The organism is Alistipes sp. An31A, from assembly GCF_002159425.1.
Taxonomy (GTDB): Bacteria; Bacteroidota; Bacteroidia; order Bacteroidales; family Rikenellaceae; genus Alistipes; species Alistipes excrementigallinarum.
This window is the reverse complement of sequence record NZ_NFIO01000005.1, coordinates 14817-30572: the sequence shown is the minus strand read 5'-3', so window position 1 is coordinate 30572 and position 15756 is coordinate 14817. Positions and strand designations below refer to the sequence as shown.

Below are 15756 nucleotides of genomic sequence, written 5' to 3'. Positions count from 1 at the left end.
GCTAAGCGTTGAGTTTCGAGATGATGAGGTTGTCGAAATCCTCGAACGTCCGCACGCCGACGAAGTCGGGTCCCTTGAGCGTGACGCTGAAGTTCTGCTCGACGAGGACCACAACGTCCACCAGGTCGAGGCTGTCGAGGCCCAGCACCTCCTTCAAATCCCCCTCGGGGGTGATTGCGGAGGGGTCGATTTCGAACTCTTCGGCCAGCACCTCCTTGATTTTTGCTTTGATTTCTTCGTTTGTCATGGTTCGAATTTTTTGACGATTAACGTCGAGTTGGTCCCTCCGAAGCCGAACGAGTTGCTCAGGAAGGTCGAGAAGGGTCGGTCGACGCGGCTGGCCGGGATGTTCAGGTGGCACGAGGCCTCGTCGGGCTCCTCGAAGTTGAGGTTCGGGGCGATGAATCCCCGCTGCATCATCAGTACCGAGTAGACCACCTCGCTGGCTCCGGCCATCCACATCTCGTGGCCCGTCTGCGACTTGGTCGAGGTGACGTAGGGCTTCCGCTCGCCGAAGACCTCGTGGATGGCCAGCGCCTCGTTGAGGTCCCCCACGGGGGTCGACGTGGCGTGGGCGTTGATGTACTCGATGTCGGCGGGGGTCATTCCGGCGCAGCGGAGCGCCATGCGCAGCGAGCGGGCCGGGCCGTCGACGTTGGGCGAGGAGATGTGCTCGCCGTTGGAGGAGAATCCGTAGCCGACAATCTCGGCGAGGATTTCGGCCCCGCGGCTGCGTGCCGACTCGTAGCTCTCGACGATGAGCGTTGCGGCGCCGCCGCTCGGCACCAGACCGTCGCGGTGGCGGTCGAAGGGGCGTGAGGCGCGTGCGGGCTCCTGCTCGCGGATGGAGAAGGCGCTCAGCGCGTCGAAGTTGCCCACCGAGAAGAGGTTGACCTCCTCGGCGCCGCCGCAGACGACGCACTGCTGCAGCCCCTGGCGGATGAGCAGGTAGGCCATGCCGATGGCGTGCGAGCCGCTGGCGCAGGCCCCCGAGACGGTGAAGTTGATGCCCCGCAGGTTGAAGATGGTCGAGAGGTTCATCGTCACCGTCGAGTTCATCGACTGGAAGATGTTGCCCGAGCCGACGAGCACCGTGTTGTGCTTCTCGCGGATGACGTCGGCGCCGTGGATGACGGCCTCGGCGCTGCTGTCGTTGCCGTAGAGGATTCCGGTCTCGTGGGCGAGCAGCCAGTCGGTGTCGATGCCCGCCTGGGCGAGCGCTTCGGCGGTGGCGACGTAGGCGTAGGCCCCCTGCTCCGAGAGGCACATCCGCTGGCGGCGGTCGAGCGCCTTGCGCAGGTCGGGTTTGCGGAGGATGCCGGTGAGAGCGGAGCGGTAGCCCATCTCCTTGCGTGCGGGGTCGAGGCCGATGCCCGAGCGGCCGCAGTAGAGCGACTCGGCAACCTGCTCGCGGTTTTCACCGATGCAGGAGTAGATGCCCATGCCCGTGATGACGACTCTGTGTTGTTCCATTGCTTGCGTGTATAGCCTTGTTTGCCTGTGTACAGGTTCCTTTTTGGTTTGTTTTCTCATTCTGGTCCGGTCCGGCTCTTCTTATAAAGTTGCGGCCCGGTCCGGTCTGGCCTTATCCCGGTCTTCCCCGGCCTGCCCGGTCTTTTTCTGCCTTTTCCCAGTCTGTCCGGCCCGGTTCAGCCTCGGCCTGCCCGGTTCAGCCTCGGCCTGCCCGGTTCAGCCCCGGTTTGCCCGGCCTCTCCGGCCCGGTTCCGGTCTTTTCCGGCCCGTCTCTTAAAAAATTGCGGCCCGGCCCCTTTTGGTCTCCGGCGGCCTTTTCCCGGTCCCCGGCGGCCATTTCCGCCCTCCCCGGCGCCCCATTTCCGGCCCCCGGCGGCCATTTCCGCCCTCCCCGGCGCGGGTCAGAGGATGCCTCCGTTGATGGAGATGACCTCGCCGGTGATGTAGGAGGCCTTCTCCGAGGCGAGGAAGGCCACCAGGTCGGCCACCTCCTCCGGTTCGCCGAAGCGTCCGGCGGGGATGGTACGCCGCAGCGCCGCCTCGTCCAGGTCGGCCGTCATGTCGGTGCGGATGAAGCCCGGGGCGACGGCGTTGACCGTCACCCGCTTCTTGGCCACCTCCTGGGCCAGCGCCCGCGTGGCGGCGATGAGTCCCCCCTTGGCCGCCGAGTAGTTGACCTGCCCGGGGAGCCCCTTGATGCCCGAGAGCGAGACGATGTTGATGATGCGTCCGTACTTGCGGACGAGCATCCCCTTGAGCAGCGGCTGCGTGACGTGGAAGAATCCGTCGAGGTGGGTGCGCAGCACGCCGTACCAGTCCTCGTGGGGCATCCACAGCAGCAGCCCGTCGCGGCGGATTCCGGCGTTGTTGACCAGCACCTCGACCGCCTCGTCGGGATGCGCCTCGAGCCAGCCGCCCAGGGCGCGCTCCGCGGCCTCGCGGTCGGCCACGTCGAAGGGGAGCAGCTCGCCCTCGCCCCCTTGCCGGCGAATGAGCGCAAGGGTCTCCTCGGCGGCGGCCGCATTCGCAAGGTAGTTGACCAGCACATGGTAGCCCATGCCGGCCAGACGCAGCGCCACGGCGCGTCCGATGCCGCGGCTTGCCCCCGTCACGAGGGCGTATCGTCTCTTCTGGTTCGTCTCCATATTATCCGTAATCGGAGCGGGCGGTTCCCGTTGCGGGGTTCCGCACGCTCCGTGTTTGTTTTCCGTCGTTTCGCTCCGGTCCGGCTCTCCGGTCCGGTCCTGTATTTCAACTCCGCTCCCGAGCTCTGTCCCCGGTCCCCGGCCCTCTTCCGACACCCCGGTTAGAGAAGCCCGGCGGGTTGCGTGCGCATGAGCTGCTCGAGGCGCTCAATCTCGCGGTACTTGGGCGTATCCTCGCGGAAGGCCGGCACCTCGGCGCGTACCCGGTCGTAGAGGCGGCGCGTCGCCGGTGCAAGCTGCCCGGCAATCTCCAGACAGTCGACCGCCTGGGCCAGCGCCATGAGGTGGATGGCCATCACCTGATAGCCGTTCTCGACCACCTGACGGCAGAGCAGCGCCGCATTGGTACCCATGCTGACGATGTCCTGGTTGTCGTTGTTGTTCGGGATGCTGTGGACATACATCGGGTTGGAGAGCGTCTGGCTCTCGGCCGTGGTCGAGGTGGCGGTGAACTGCGCCGCCTGCAGCCCGTAGTTGAGTCCCAGCTTGCCCAGGTTGACAAACGGAGGCAGGATGCCGTTGATGCGGTCGTGGAAGAGGTAGTTCATCTGCCGCTCGGCGAGCATCGTGAGCTTTGTGGTGGCAATCTTGAGCTTGTCCATCTCCAGCGAGACGTAGTCGCCGTGGAAGTTGCCGCCGTGGTAGACGTTGCGCGTGAGGGGGTCGACCACCGGGTTGTCGTCGACCGAGTTGAGCTCGTTGACCAGCACCTCCTCGGCGCCCCGCAGCGTGTCGAGCACCGGACCCAGAATCTGGGGGATGCAGCGCAGCGAGTAGTAGGGCTGGACCTTGTGTTCGAAGTGCTGCTCGGTGTGGCGGTGGTAGAGCACCGTCTCGCGCTTGAGCAGCCGCTGCCCGCCCTCGGCCGCACGGCGCATGGCTGCGGCGATGTCGCGCTGCCCCGCGTGGAGCTTCATGGCGTTGAGCTCCTCGGAGAGGAAGTCGTCGTACGACGAGGCTATTTCGTTCATCAGCAGCGAAGCGGCCACGGCGTAGTCGAGCAGGCGGCGCACCTCGAGCAGGTTGACCAGCCCGATGCCCGTCATCACGGCCGTGCCGTTGGTGATGGCCAGCCCCTCGCGCAGGTGGATGCCCAGCGGGGTGATGCCCTCGCGGGCGAAGACCTCGGCCGTCGGGCGGCGCTCCGGGACGCCGTCGCGCTCGACGAAGACCTCGCCCTCGCCGATGAGCGCCAGTGCAATGTGGGCCAGCTGCACCAGGTCGCCGCTGGCGCCGACGCTGCCGTGGCGCGGCACGACGGGGGTGATGCGGCGGTTGAGCAGCTCGGCCAGCAGGGTGATGACCTCGGGATGAACCCCCGAGCGGGCCTGTGCGAAGGTCTGGATGCGGGCCAGCATCGCCGCACGCACGCAGACCACCGGCAGCGGTTCGCCCGCACCGGCGGCGTGGCTGCGGATGATGTTGTACTGGAGGGCTCTGAGGTCTCCGTCGTCGATGCGGTACTGGGCCATCGGGCCGAAGCCGGTGTTGATGCCGTAAATCACCTTGTCGGAGGCGAACTCCTCCAGAAAACGATAGCACTCCTCCACCTCGAGGAGCATCTGCTGCTGCGGCGCGACGCGCCCGCCGCCGAAGAGCACCTCTTCGACCTGCTCCAGACGCAGCCTGTTTCCGATTTGAATCATGATGCGGACCCTTTTAAGACGGGAATGGTTCCCGAGCCGCTCCTTCCCTTCGAATGCGATGCGTCTGTCCGGGCTCTCCGGGCGCTTTTTGCGACCGTATCCAAAAGGCAAGAGTTGGACAAAGATACAAAATATTTCGCAAAATATGTCTGTTTTGGCGCGAAGTTCTTCTCCGTTCGGGCTGCCTTCGGGTCCGAACGGTCCGCACGGGGCCGGCACGGTATTTCCGGGGAGGTTTTGCGGAGGCGGATTTGCGGGGCGTTTTTTTTGAGGTGGGCGGTTTGCCGGGATGGAGCGGGCGCGGCGGCTTTTTGGACGGCGGAGGGCGTTTTTTTTCGACAGGAAGTGGGCCCTCTTCTTTGTATTTTTCCGACGAAATAGTATTTTTGTATTCGGGGAACCCCCCATTTACCGCGGCGGACGGCAGTCTTCCTGCCGCTCCCGGGGCGGACCGCCGAACTATGGAAAAGGAGCGATACGACACGTTCGATTTCGAGGACAACCGTCGGGTTGTCGAGGCTTTGCGCAGCGGAGACGAGCACTGTTTCGATGCTCTGTTCCGCCGTTGCTATAGGCCGCTGTGCGCCTATGCCTCGCGCTTCGTCCCCCTGTCGCGTGCCGAGGAGCTGGTGCAGGATACCCTCCTGTGGCTCTGGGAGAACCGCCGCACGCTCATCCCCGAGATGCCGCTCCGCTCGCTGCTCTTCACCATCGTCCGCAACAAGTCGCTCAACAGCGCCTCGCGCAACTCATTGCGCAACCGCATCCTGCGCGAGCTGGCCTCGGATTTCGAGGAGGAGTTCGACGACCCGGCGCTCTACTTCGAGAGCGAACTGGCGCGCCGCTTTGCGGAGGCGCTGCGGCGCCTTCCCGAGGAGTTCCAGCAGACCTTCCGCATGCACCGGCTCGAGGGGAAGACCCACCGCCAGATTGCCGAGGAGCTCCACGTCTCGCCCCAGACGGTCAACTACCGCATCGGTCAGACGGTGCGCTTCCTGCGCGAGGAGCTCCGCGAATACTGGCCGGTGCTCGTGCTGCTGCTGGGCTTCAAGCTCCGGTAGCGTCGGGGCTTCACCGCCGAATGGCGTTCCCTCCCCGTTCCTCCGCTCCGTCTTCCCGGCAGACCCCGGTCCGATTTTCCAGTTTTTTCCAGCATTTTCCAGTTTTTCCCAGTCTTTCCGTTTTTTCGCGTCTCCCCCGTTTTCTTCGTTCTCTTTCCCCCCCGTTTCCGCACCCGCTTCCACGCTCGCCCTGCTTCTGTCGGCCCCGCCGCCGCTCTGTCCCGCCCGCTCTCGTCCGCCTTGTCCCGCTCTGTCCTGGCCTGCGGCTCGTCCTGTCCCGTCCCGCCTGCCCCGGCCTTCTTTCCCGCCTCCCTGCCCCGAAAATCCTCCCCGAAATCCTCCCCGAAATCCTCCCCGAAAATCCTCCCGGACCGGCGCGGCATACCTTTTTTTGAAAAAAATGCAGGGCGCGGTTAGTATCTTTGCCCGCCCGATTGTATTACTCATAGATGAACATCCCGATGGAGACACCGCAAATCACCGAAGAACGCCTTGCCGCCTACCTGCGCGGAGAGCTCCCGGCCGCCGAAGCGGCCGAAATCGAAGCGTGGTACGACGCCTCGCCCGCCAACCGGCGGACGATGGGCGAGGTCTACCGCATCCTCTGCCTCAACGACCGGCTCCGCGCCGCCGAAGAGGTCGACGTCGAAGGCTCGCTGCGCGCCGTCAAGCGCCGGATGCGCCCCCGCCGCGCCCCGCTGCGCCGTCTGGTGTGGCGCTCTGCCGCGGCCGCGGCCGTCGTGCTGCTGGCCCTCGGCCTCTGGTTCGAGACCCGCACGCTCGCCGAGCGGCTCGAACGCCCCGTGGTGGTCTACACCGACCTGGGCGAACGCTCGCAGGTCGAGCTGCCCGACGGCACGAAGGTGTGGCTCAACTCGTCGAGCCGCATCGAGTACCGCACTCCGCTCTTCTCGCGCGAACGCCGCGTGACGATGAGCGGCGAGGCCTACTTCGAGGTGGAGCACGACGCCGCGTCGCCCTTCATCGTCTCGAGCGGCGGACTGGACATCAAGGTGCTCGGCACGAAGTTCAACATCCGCAACGACGCCGCCCGCCACCGCGTGACCACCGTCCTGCTCGAGGGCTCGGTGGCCGCCGCACTCTCGGGCAGCGAGGAGTATGCGGTCCGCCTGCGCCCTGCACAGATGCTGCTCTTCGACAGCGAGACCCGCTCCATGCAGCTGCGCGACTGCCCCGCCGCCTCCAACTCCATCGACTGGATTGAGGGCCACTTCCGCTTCGAGCAGACCACCTTCGAGCAGATTGTCTCCGAGCTGGAGCGCTACTACAACGTCGAGGTGCGCTTCATGGACGACAGCCTGCGCGGCGAGCGCTTCTCGGGCGACTTCCACCTCGAGGACGGCATCTACCACATCATGTCGGTGCTGCAGCTCACCTACAAGTTCCACTACAAGGTCAACCGCGACAACATCGAGCTCTACGCCAACTGACCCGCCGGCCCGCCGGGGCCGCGCCGGGGGGGGCGATACCAGGGGGGCGACGCCAGGGTGCACACGGAAAGAACGGAACGAACGATACGAACAACAGGAACCTGAAATAAAATATGAACGAAAACTTCGAATGCCTATGAGTCGATAACTACCATCCGACCGGACGCCGTCCGCGCGACGGCGCAGCAATCTCCAGAAATTTATAACCAAACCTAAAACAACCCATGAAAAAACAAACCTTGCGACGGGCAGGGGGAGTGCATCGTGCATGCGCACGCCTCCGCTGTCTGTTGATTGTTCCGGTCCTGCTGCTTTCATGCTTCGGCCTGAAGGCCAACGCGCAGACCGCCGAACCCCGCGTCACCGTCGAGGTGCGCGACGCTTCTCTTTCCCAGGTATTCCAGTCCATTCAGGAGCAGACGGGCTACTCGTTCGTCTACAACAGCTCCGACATCAACCCCGCCGAGCAGGTGAGCCTCTCGCTCCGCAACGCGACCCTCGCCTCCGCCCTCGACCGGCTCTTCGCCGGCCGCGGCATCGGCTATACGCTCAAGGACAAGCACATCGTCCTCTCGCGTACGGCCGACCGTACGGCGGCCCGCCAGGGCGCCCGCCCCGTGCGCGGCGTCACGGGCTCGGTCAAGGACGCCAAGGGCCTCGGCCTTGTGGGCGCCACGGTGGTTATTAAAGGTACGACCGTCGGTGCGGCCGTCGACGCCGAGGGCAACTTCTCGCTGCCGCAGGCCCGTCAGGGCGACGTGCTCGAGGTCTCGCTCATCGGCTATGCCAAGCAGGAGATTCCCGTCACGGGCTCCGCGCCGCTGCGCATCGTCATGCACGAGGATACGGAGGTGCTCGACGCCGTGGTGGTGACGGCCCTCGGTATCAAGCGCTCGGAGAAGGCGCTGACCTACAACGTGCAGGAGGTCTCGGGCGACATCGTCAACGGGGTCAAGGACGCCAACTTCGTCAATGCCCTCTCGGGTAAGGTCGCCGGTCTGCAAATCAACGCCAGCGCCTCGGGTACGGGCGGTTCGACGCGCGTGGTGATGCGCGGCGTGAAGTCCATCAACGGCAACAACAACGCCCTCTACGTCATCGACGGTATCCCGATGCCGAGCCTGCGTTCGGAGCAGACGGCCGGCATGTACGAGACCCCCGACGGCGGCGACTACGAGGGTATCTCGAACCTCAACCCCGAGGACATCGAGTCGATGTCGATTCTCTCGGGTGCCACGGCCGCCGCGCTCTACGGTTCGCAGGGCGCCAACGGTGTGATTCTCATCACCACGAAGAAGGGTGAGGAGGGACGCCTCCGGGTCAACTACTCGAACAACACCACCTTCACCGCGCCCTTCGTGATGCCCGAGTTCCAGAACCGCTACGGCACGGCCGAGACCTCGCCCTCGATGAGCTGGGGCTCGCCGCTGGCCCATCCCACCTCGTACGACCCGCGGGACTTCTTCCAGACGGGCTACAACACCACCAACTCGGTTTCGGTCTCGGCGGGCAACTCGCGCAACCAGACCTACGCCTCGGCTGCCTCGGTCAACTCGCGCGGCATCATCCCCAACAACGTCTACAACCGCTACAACTTCTCGCTGCGCAACACCACGGAGCTGGTCAAGGACCGCCTGACGCTCGACGTGGGTGCCACCTACATGCGCCAGTACGACCGCAACTCGCTGGTGCAGGGTCTCTACCACAACCCGCTCATCCCGATTTACCTCTTCCCGCGCGGCGATGATATCCGCAAGTACCAGATTTACGAGCGCTACGACGCCACGGACGGCTACATGAAGCAGTTCTGGCCGCTGGAGTTCCTCACCGGCGTGGAGAACCCCTACTGGGTGACCAACCGCGAGCTCTTCGAGAATACGGCCCACCGCTACACCTTCAACGGTACGATGAAGTGGGACATCACCTCGTGGATGAGCCTCACGGGCCGCGTGCGTCTGGACAACACGACGATGAACTACACGCGCAAGATTTACGCCTCGTCCAACGAGCTCTTCGCTTCGAAGTACGGTAACTACCTCGACCATACGGCCGTCCACAACAACCTCTACGCCGACGCCCTGCTGAGCATCGACAAGACGTTCCTCGACGACCGCCTCTCGCTGCAGTTCAACCTGGGTGCCAGCCTCATGGACGACAAGAACAAGGTGACGGGCTTCGAGGGCCACCTGGCCACGCAGCCCAACAAGTTCACCCTCTACAACATCGACATGAAGCACTCGCAGACGAAGCCCTACATGAGCCGCTACCACGACCAGGTGCAGGCCGCCTACGCCACGCTGCAGCTGGGTTGGAAGGGGATGCTCTACCTCGACGTGACGGCCCGCAGCGAGTGGGCCTCGCAGCTCGCCTTCACCGACAGCTACAACATCTTCTACCCGTCGGTGGGCCTCTCGGCCGTCATCTCGTCGATGACCGACCTCTCGCGTGCAGGCATCTCGTTCCTCAAGGTGCGCGCCTCCTACGCCGAGGTGGGTAACGCCCCCGAGCGCTACATCACGGGCCGCAACTACCCCATCAGCGTGGGCGGTGTCATCGAGTCGGAGACCGCTGCACCGGCCGTCAACCTGACGCCCGAGCGCACGAAGTCCTTCGAGGCGGGTCTCAACGCCAAGTTCCTCGGCGGCAAAATCTGGCTGGACGCCACCTACTACAACACCAACACCTACAACCAGCTCTTCAGGTACGACGCACCTCCCAGCACGGGTTACAAGCAGGCCTACATCAACGCCGGCAAGGTGAACAACTGGGGTATCGAGGCTGTTGTGGGCTACAAGAACACGTGGCGCGACTTCTCGTGGTCGACCAACGTCAACTTCTCGATGAACCGCAACGAGGTCAAGGAGCTCGTGCCCGAGGGTACGCGTGACGTTGCGGGCAACCTGGTTTCGGTCGACGAGGTCAACATGGACTACGGCGGCTACCGCATGCAGGTCAAGAAGGGCGGCTCGATTGGCGACTTCTACGTGACGGGCTTCAAGACCGACGAGTTCGGCCACATCTACGTCGACCCCAACTCCAACACGGTGACGCTCGACCGCAACACGTGGGTCTACGGCGGCAACACCGAGGCGCGCTTCCGTCTGGGATGGAACAACCAGTTCTCCTGGAAGGGCATCTCGCTGGGCGTGCTCATCGACGCCCGCATCGGCGGCCACGGCGTCTCGGCCACGCAGGCCCTGATGGACGAGTACGGCGTCTCGGAGGCCTCGGCCCAGGCACGCGAGAACGGCGGCGTATGGGTATCCGACACGCAGCAGATTCCCGACGCGAAGACCTTCTACGCCAACTCGGGCAACGGTATGTCGATGCTGGCCCACTACGTCTACTCGATGACCAACGTGCGCCTGCGCGAGCTGACGCTCGGCTACGACCTGCCGTCGAAGTGGTTCAACGACAAGGTGGGCATGAGCGTGGCGCTCGTCGGCCGCAACCTCTTCATGTTCTACAACAAGGCTCCGTTCGACCCCGAAATCACCGCCTCGACGGGCACCTACTACCAGGGGCTCGACTACTTCATGCAGCCTTCGGTCCGCACCCTGGGCTTCAGCGTAAGACTCCAATTCTAAAACACCCGACGCAATGAAACGAAACATCATAACGAACCTGAGCCAGGGGCTCTTCGCGGTTGCCCTCTCGGGCCTGCTGCTGGGCTCCTGCACGAGCGGCTTCGAGAAGTTCAACACCAACCCCGACTCGGCTCAGAACATCGACCAGAAGACCCTCATCACCACCATGGAGATGGATGCCGTCATCCCCTGCAGCGACGAGGGCGCCAACGCCTACCAGCGCGCCTGCAACCTGATGGGTGACTCCTACTCGGGCTACATGGCGGCCATCAGCTCGTTCGACAACGGCGGTGTCAACACGACCACCTATGCGCTCGACGCCACCGACTACAACAACGTCCCCTTCTCGGTGGCCTTCACCAACGTGATGTCCGCCTGGCTGACGCTCAGCTACGCCTACGAGGCGGGGCAGATTACCGAGGACACCTTCGCCGTGGCCGAGGTGCTCAAGGTCTTCGCGCTGCAGCGCGCCACCGACATCTACGGACCGCTGCCCGTGACCCACTTCGGTGAGACGGAGAACCCCTACGACGCGCAGGAGACCGTCTACATGAAGCTCTTCGAGGACCTCAACGCGGCCATCGCCGTGCTGGAGGAGTACGCCACCAACTCGCCCGACGCCACGCCGCTGCAGGAGGTCGACATCGTCTACCAGGGCAGCTATCCCAAGTGGCTGCGTCTGGCCAACTCGCTCAAGCTGCGCATGGCCATGCGCGTGGTTTACGTCATTCCCGACCAGGCCCGTGCGTGGGCCGAGGAGGCCGTCACGAGCGGCGTCATCGAGTCGGCCGACGAGAGCGCGACGCTGGCAACCGTCGGTTCGATTCAGGTCTTCAACCCGCTGGAGGAGGTCTGGAACGCCTACGCCGACACGCGCATGGGCGCCACGATGGATGCCTACCTGAACGGCTACAAGGACCCGCGTCTGGCCACCTACTTCAAGCCCTGCGAGGATGGTCTCTACCACGGCGTGCGCAACGGCATCGCCGCCATCAGCAAGGAGTACTACCTCGGCATGTCGGTGCCCAACGTCGACAAGACAACGCCCGTACGCTGGCTCATGTCCTCGGAGGTCGCCTTCCTGCGCGCCGAGGGTGCGATGCGCGGCTGGGCGATGGGCGGTGACGCCGAGAGCTTCTACCGCCGCGGCATCGAGCTCTCGTTCCTCGAGAACGGCCTTTCGGCCGCCGAGGCTGCAACCTACGCCGAGAGCGAGCTGACGCCGGCCGCCTTCGAGGATGCCTCCGGCTCGACGACCCACTACAACATCGCCGCTCCGTCGCAGATTACCGTCAAGTGGGACTCTTCGGCCGACTCGGAGCAGATGCTCGAGCGCATCATCACCCAGAAGTGGATTGCCATGTTCCCCAACGGACAGGAGGCGTGGTCGGAGTTCCGCCGCACGGGCTATCCGCGGATTTTCCCCATCGTCAACGACCGCAGCAACGGCACGGTGGATGTCAACGAGCAGATTCGCCGCATGACCTTCCCGCGTTCGGAGTACTCGAACAACCGCGCGGCGCTCAACCGCGCCATCCGGCTGCTGGGCGGCCCCGACCAGGGCTCGACCAAACTCTGGTGGGACAAGAAAAACAACTAACCTGAAACCTTAAGACGAAATACGATGAAAAGAATCTTCAAATATGCACTCTGCACGCTGCTGCTGGGTAGCCTGTTTGCCGGCTGCGAGAAGGAGACGACTCCCGAGCGGGTGAACGTGCAGCACCCCGAAGAGCAGGAGCAGATTCATCGCGACAACGCCTACTACCAGCGTCTTCGCGAGTACAAGAAGAGCAAGCACAAGCTGGCCTTCGGCTGGTACGGAACCTGGACGGCCATGGGCCCCTCCTACCAGACGCGCATCTCGAACTGCCCCGACTCGATGGACATCATCTCCATCTGGAGCCAGTGGCATACGCTCACCCCGGCCCAGGTGGCCGACAAGGAGTTCGTCCAGAAGGTCAAGGGTACGAAGGTGACCTACACCATCTTCTCGAACGTCATGCCCGAGCCCTTCGCCTCGATGTACGACGACCCCTACTGCGACGAGGCCATCGAGGCCTACGCCAAGGCCTACTGCAAGGACTCGATGGACAAGTGGAACTACGACGGCATCGACATCGACTACGAGCCGGGCTTCGGCGCCGTGGGTCCCTTCGTGGGCAACCCCGCTCCCGAGCTCTTCAACAAGCTGATTGTGGCCATGGGCAAGTACGTGGGTCCCAAGTCGGGCACGGGCCGTCTGTTCATCATCGACGGCGTCCCCTTCGCCGTCCGGGACGAGTATGTCGAGTACTTCGACTACGGCATCGTGCAGGCCTACTCTTCGTACGGCTACACCGACCTGCAGAACCGCTTCAACAATGCCGCCAATGCCGGCTGGAAGCCCGAGCAGTATATCTTCGCCGAGAATTTCGAGGCCTACTGGAAGACGGGCGGCGTGAGCCACACCACGCGTGACGGCCAGACGGTCAACTCGCTGCTGGGCATGGCGCTCTTCAACCCGACGCAGGGCGAAGGCGGCGGCTTCGGCGCCTACCACATGGAGTACGAGTACGCCCACGCCGACATGCCCTACAAGTACATGCGTCAGGCCATCCAGGCGGTCAACCCTGCCCCCGTGGGCGACTACTCGAAGACGCTGGTGGCCCTCAACGAGGCCGGCACCGAGCAGTTCGAGGTGAGCGTCACCCCCTCGGGCGTCATCTACGGCGAGGTGAACTGCACGCTTTCGGCCCGTCTTTCGGAGCCGGCGGAGGCCGACACCGACCTTGCGCTTGCGGTCGACAACTCGCTCATCGAGAGCTACAACCACGACAACGGCACCGAGTATGCGGCCATCGACCCCTCGCTGGTCAACATCTCGGGTCCGCTCCACTTCGCTGCCGGCACCGAAGCGTCGGAGAGCGACGTGCAGGTGGCCGTCACGGTGGCATCGCTCGCCGACGGCGAGTACCTCGTGCCGCTGCTCCCGACCCTTGCCGAAGGCTTCGGCTACGACGAGACGGGCTACGTGAAGTACCTCGTCATTACGAAGAGCACCACCACCATCAAGGTCTCGACCCAGGGCGCCGAGGTGGAGGCTTTTGCCATCCTGCGTCTCGACGGCGGTGACCACGTCGGCGAGGTCGGCACGACGCTCACGGCGCAGCTCTCACTGGGGGCCATCTCCGACATCCGGTTCGGCTACGTGGCCGACAACGCCCTGGTGGAGGCCTACAACGAGAAGAACGGCACCGACTACATGACCCTTGACGCGTCGAAGATTTCGCTCTCCGGTCAGCTCTCGTTCGCCCAGGGCGAAATGCGTGCGACGGGGGAGGTGACGGTCTCGGTTCCCGACCTGTCGGCACTTCAGCCGGGCTATACGATGGTGGCGCTGCGTCCCGACCTGGAGTCGCTGAGCGACTACGAGCCCGATGCCGACCGCGGCGTGAAGTACCTGCTCATTCACCTCGGCGGGGTGAATCTGGCCGCACAGCAGAACCTCGAACCCTTCGAGGATGACTGCACGAAGATTGACAACGCCAACAACAAGCTGGGCTGGACGGTCGATATCACCAACCTGAACACCTCCATCGGCGGTACGGGCGTCTGGGGCTACGACGACGTGACGACGCTCTTCAACGGACGTGATGCCGGCGACATGGGCTTCTATGCCATCTTCAACAACTACTACTCGTGGCAGGTGGGCATCGGCGGCCGCATCACCATCGACATGCAGCAGAGCTATCCGGTGAGCACGGTGGCCTGGGGCGTATGCTACAAGAACGTGCCCTATTCGGTGAAGACCATCCGCAACGTCGAGGTTTCGGATGACGGCAATCTGTGGCGCCCTCAAAGCTACGGCGACGTGACGATTGCCCAGGCTACGGGCGACAACGGCGTCATGCAGTGGTTCACCTTTGTCAAGCCGGTCGAGGCGCGCCTCATCCGCTTCGACATCGTCGACCGCTACGACACGGGCAGCAACTTCTGCGGCATGCGCGAGCTTGAAGTCTGGAGTCCGAAGAACTAACCGAACCAACCCTCAAAACGAACAAAGAGTATGAAACTGAAATATTTTGCAGTGCCGCTGCTCCTCGCCGCCGCCCTTGCGACGGGGTGCCAGGAGTCGGCCAAGTACGAACCGGTCGTCTACATGACCGATGCGCAGTCGAATGCCGCCATGAGCGTGACCATCGACGAGCTTCCGGCCAGCACGGCCCTCTCGGTCACCGCGTCGGAGCAGGTCTCGCACGACCTGGAGATAACGCTCGAGCTGCGTCCCGACCTGGTGGAGAGCTACAACCTCAAGTATGGCAAGAACTACCTCCCGCTGCCCGAGGGGACCTATGAGTTCCTCAACGACAAGGTCTCCATCGCGGCCGGCTTCACCACCTCGTCGATGGCCGAACTGACGGTCACCACGATGGACGGTTTTGCCGAGGGAGCCACCTACTGCATGCCGGTGAGCATCCGCTCGGTGAGCGGCTCGATGGCCGTTCTCGAGCCTTCGCGCACGGTCTACATCGTCTTCAAGACGCCGGTCATCAGCAAGGCCATCATGATTGGCTCGGGCAACAAGTACAAGATTCCGGGCTTCCTGGACAACGCCGACCTGGTCTTCCCGCAGGTGACGCTCGAGACGCGCGTCTACGTGACCAACTTCTCGAACGGCTGCGACAACTCCTCCATCATGGGTATCGAGGGTGAGTGCTCGGTGCGTTTCGGCGACGTGAAGATTGACAAGAACGTCGTACAGATTTGTCACGAGAGCTACCAGCCCGCCGCCACGGACCGTCCGTGCGACGCGAACAAGTGGTACCATGTGGCAGCCGTCTGGACCGGTTCGTCGTGGGACATCTACATCGACGGACAGTATGCCGCCGGCACCCCGACGCAGGGCGAGTCGATGAACCTGGGCAAGAACGACGGCTACGGCTTCGGTCTGGGAGCGCTGTCGCAGTGGCAGAGCTCGCGCCCGCTGATGGGTTATCTGGCCGAGTGCCGCGTCTGGACGCGCGCCCTCTCGCAGAGCGAGATTGCCAACAACATGAACTACGTCGACCCGACGTCGGAGGGCCTGCTGGCCTATTGGCGCATGAATGAGTGGACGCCCAACCCCGACGGCGGCGGCAACATCGTGCCCGACCTGACGGGCCACGGCTACGATGCTCATGGCGGTTCGAGCAACCCGACGATGATGGATACCCGCTGGATGTAGACCTGCGGGCAGCGGCCGCCCCTTCGGTGGGTTGGGGCGGCCGTATATCCATGGAACAGAGACCGTGCGGTCGGCTGCAGCGTGCAGCCTGCCGCGCGGTTTTTTTGTGTCCTCGCCGCATGGGCGT

10 protein-coding genes are annotated in these 15756 nt (G+C 64.0%); 6 read left to right on the top strand and 4 right to left on the bottom strand.

All coding sequences use genetic code 11. The features are described from left to right. Position 1: 1 nt before the first annotated feature. From B5F90_RS06020 to B5F90_RS06005, 4 genes are all read right to left on the bottom strand, one after another. Complete coding sequence (locus tag B5F90_RS06020; protein ID WP_087361903.1) at positions 2–247, bottom strand: phosphopantetheine-binding protein; 246 nt, start codon at positions 245–247, stop codon at positions 2–4. Then, entirely contained in the window at positions 244–1473 is a 1230-nt protein-coding gene (locus tag B5F90_RS06015) for a beta-ketoacyl-[acyl-carrier-protein] synthase family protein (protein WP_087361902.1), read from the bottom strand. Before B5F90_RS06015 ends, B5F90_RS06020 begins: the two co-directional genes overlap by 4 nt. A gap of 401 nt (positions 1474–1874) precedes the next feature. Then, the gene (gene fabG, locus B5F90_RS06010; RefSeq protein WP_087361901.1) at positions 1875–2618 is read right to left on the bottom strand and encodes a 3-oxoacyl-ACP reductase FabG; all 744 of its coding nucleotides are present in this window, start codon (positions 2616–2618) and stop codon (positions 1875–1877) included. Between the two features lie 161 nt (positions 2619–2779). After that, positions 2780–4324 (bottom strand): aromatic amino acid ammonia-lyase, encoded by a 1545-nt coding sequence (locus B5F90_RS06005; protein WP_087361900.1) that lies wholly within the window; start codon positions 4322–4324, stop codon positions 2780–2782. A 461-nt stretch (positions 4325–4785) separates the two neighbouring features. Between B5F90_RS06005 and B5F90_RS05995 the strand changes: the two genes are divergently transcribed. The 6 genes from B5F90_RS05995 to B5F90_RS05970 all read left to right on the top strand — a co-directional run bounded on the left by B5F90_RS05995 (position 4786) and on the right by B5F90_RS05970 (position 15629). Further along, positions 4786–5385 carry an RNA polymerase sigma-70 factor gene (locus B5F90_RS05995; protein WP_087361898.1) on the top strand — a complete coding sequence of 200 codons (600 nt, stop codon included), beginning with the start codon at positions 4786–4788 and terminating at the stop codon, positions 5383–5385. A gap of 461 nt (positions 5386–5846) precedes the next feature. Continuing rightward, a complete protein-coding gene (locus tag B5F90_RS05990) occupies positions 5847–6836 on the top strand; it encodes a FecR domain-containing protein (RefSeq protein ID WP_087362008.1) in 990 nt (329 codons plus the stop codon). Positions 6837–7060: 224 nt separating this feature from the next. Beyond that, positions 7061–10423 carry a SusC/RagA family TonB-linked outer membrane protein gene (locus B5F90_RS05985; RefSeq protein ID WP_087361897.1) on the top strand — a complete coding sequence of 1121 codons (3363 nt, stop codon included), beginning with the start codon at positions 7061–7063 and terminating at the stop codon, positions 10421–10423. A 13-nt stretch (positions 10424–10436) separates the two neighbouring features. Further along, on the top strand, positions 10437–12023 hold the full coding sequence (locus tag B5F90_RS05980) for a SusD/RagB family nutrient-binding outer membrane lipoprotein (protein ID WP_087361896.1): 1587 nt from the start codon (positions 10437–10439) through the stop codon (positions 12021–12023). 24 nt (positions 12024–12047) lie between these two features. Next, entirely contained in the window at positions 12048–14441 is a 2394-nt protein-coding gene (locus B5F90_RS05975; protein WP_087361895.1) for a glycoside hydrolase family 18, read from the top strand. A gap of 30 nt (positions 14442–14471) precedes the next feature. Further along, complete coding sequence (locus tag B5F90_RS05970) at positions 14472–15629, top strand: DUF1735 and LamG domain-containing protein (RefSeq protein ID WP_087361894.1); 1158 nt, start codon at positions 14472–14474, stop codon at positions 15627–15629. Positions 15630–15756: the final 127 nt, after the last annotated feature.

What these genes read in the sequence shown, in the direction of transcription:
- B5F90_RS06020 (WP_087361903.1), bottom strand. Translation starts at nt 247, where the DNA reads ATGACAAACGAAGAAATCAAAGCAAAAATCAAGGAGGTGCTGGCCGAA.
- B5F90_RS06015 (WP_087361902.1), bottom strand. Translation starts at nt 1,473, where the DNA reads ATGGAACAACACAGAGTCGTCATCACGGGCATGGGCATCTACTCCTGC.
- fabG (WP_087361901.1), bottom strand. Translation starts at nt 2,618, where the DNA reads ATGGAGACGAACCAGAAGAGACGATACGCCCTCGTGACGGGGGCAAGC.
- B5F90_RS06005 (WP_087361900.1), bottom strand. Translation starts at nt 4,324, where the DNA reads ATGATTCAAATCGGAAACAGGCTGCGTCTGGAGCAGGTCGAAGAGGTG.
- B5F90_RS05995 (WP_087361898.1), top strand. Translation starts at nt 4,786, where the DNA reads ATGGAAAAGGAGCGATACGACACGTTCGATTTCGAGGACAACCGTCGG.
- B5F90_RS05990 (WP_087362008.1), top strand. Translation starts at nt 5,847, where the DNA reads ATGGAGACACCGCAAATCACCGAAGAACGCCTTGCCGCCTACCTGCGC.
- B5F90_RS05985 (WP_087361897.1), top strand. Translation starts at nt 7,061, where the DNA reads ATGAAAAAACAAACCTTGCGACGGGCAGGGGGAGTGCATCGTGCATGC.
- B5F90_RS05980 (WP_087361896.1), top strand. Translation starts at nt 10,437, where the DNA reads ATGAAACGAAACATCATAACGAACCTGAGCCAGGGGCTCTTCGCGGTT.
- B5F90_RS05975 (WP_087361895.1), top strand. Translation starts at nt 12,048, where the DNA reads ATGAAAAGAATCTTCAAATATGCACTCTGCACGCTGCTGCTGGGTAGC.
- B5F90_RS05970 (WP_087361894.1), top strand. Translation starts at nt 14,472, where the DNA reads ATGAAACTGAAATATTTTGCAGTGCCGCTGCTCCTCGCCGCCGCCCTT.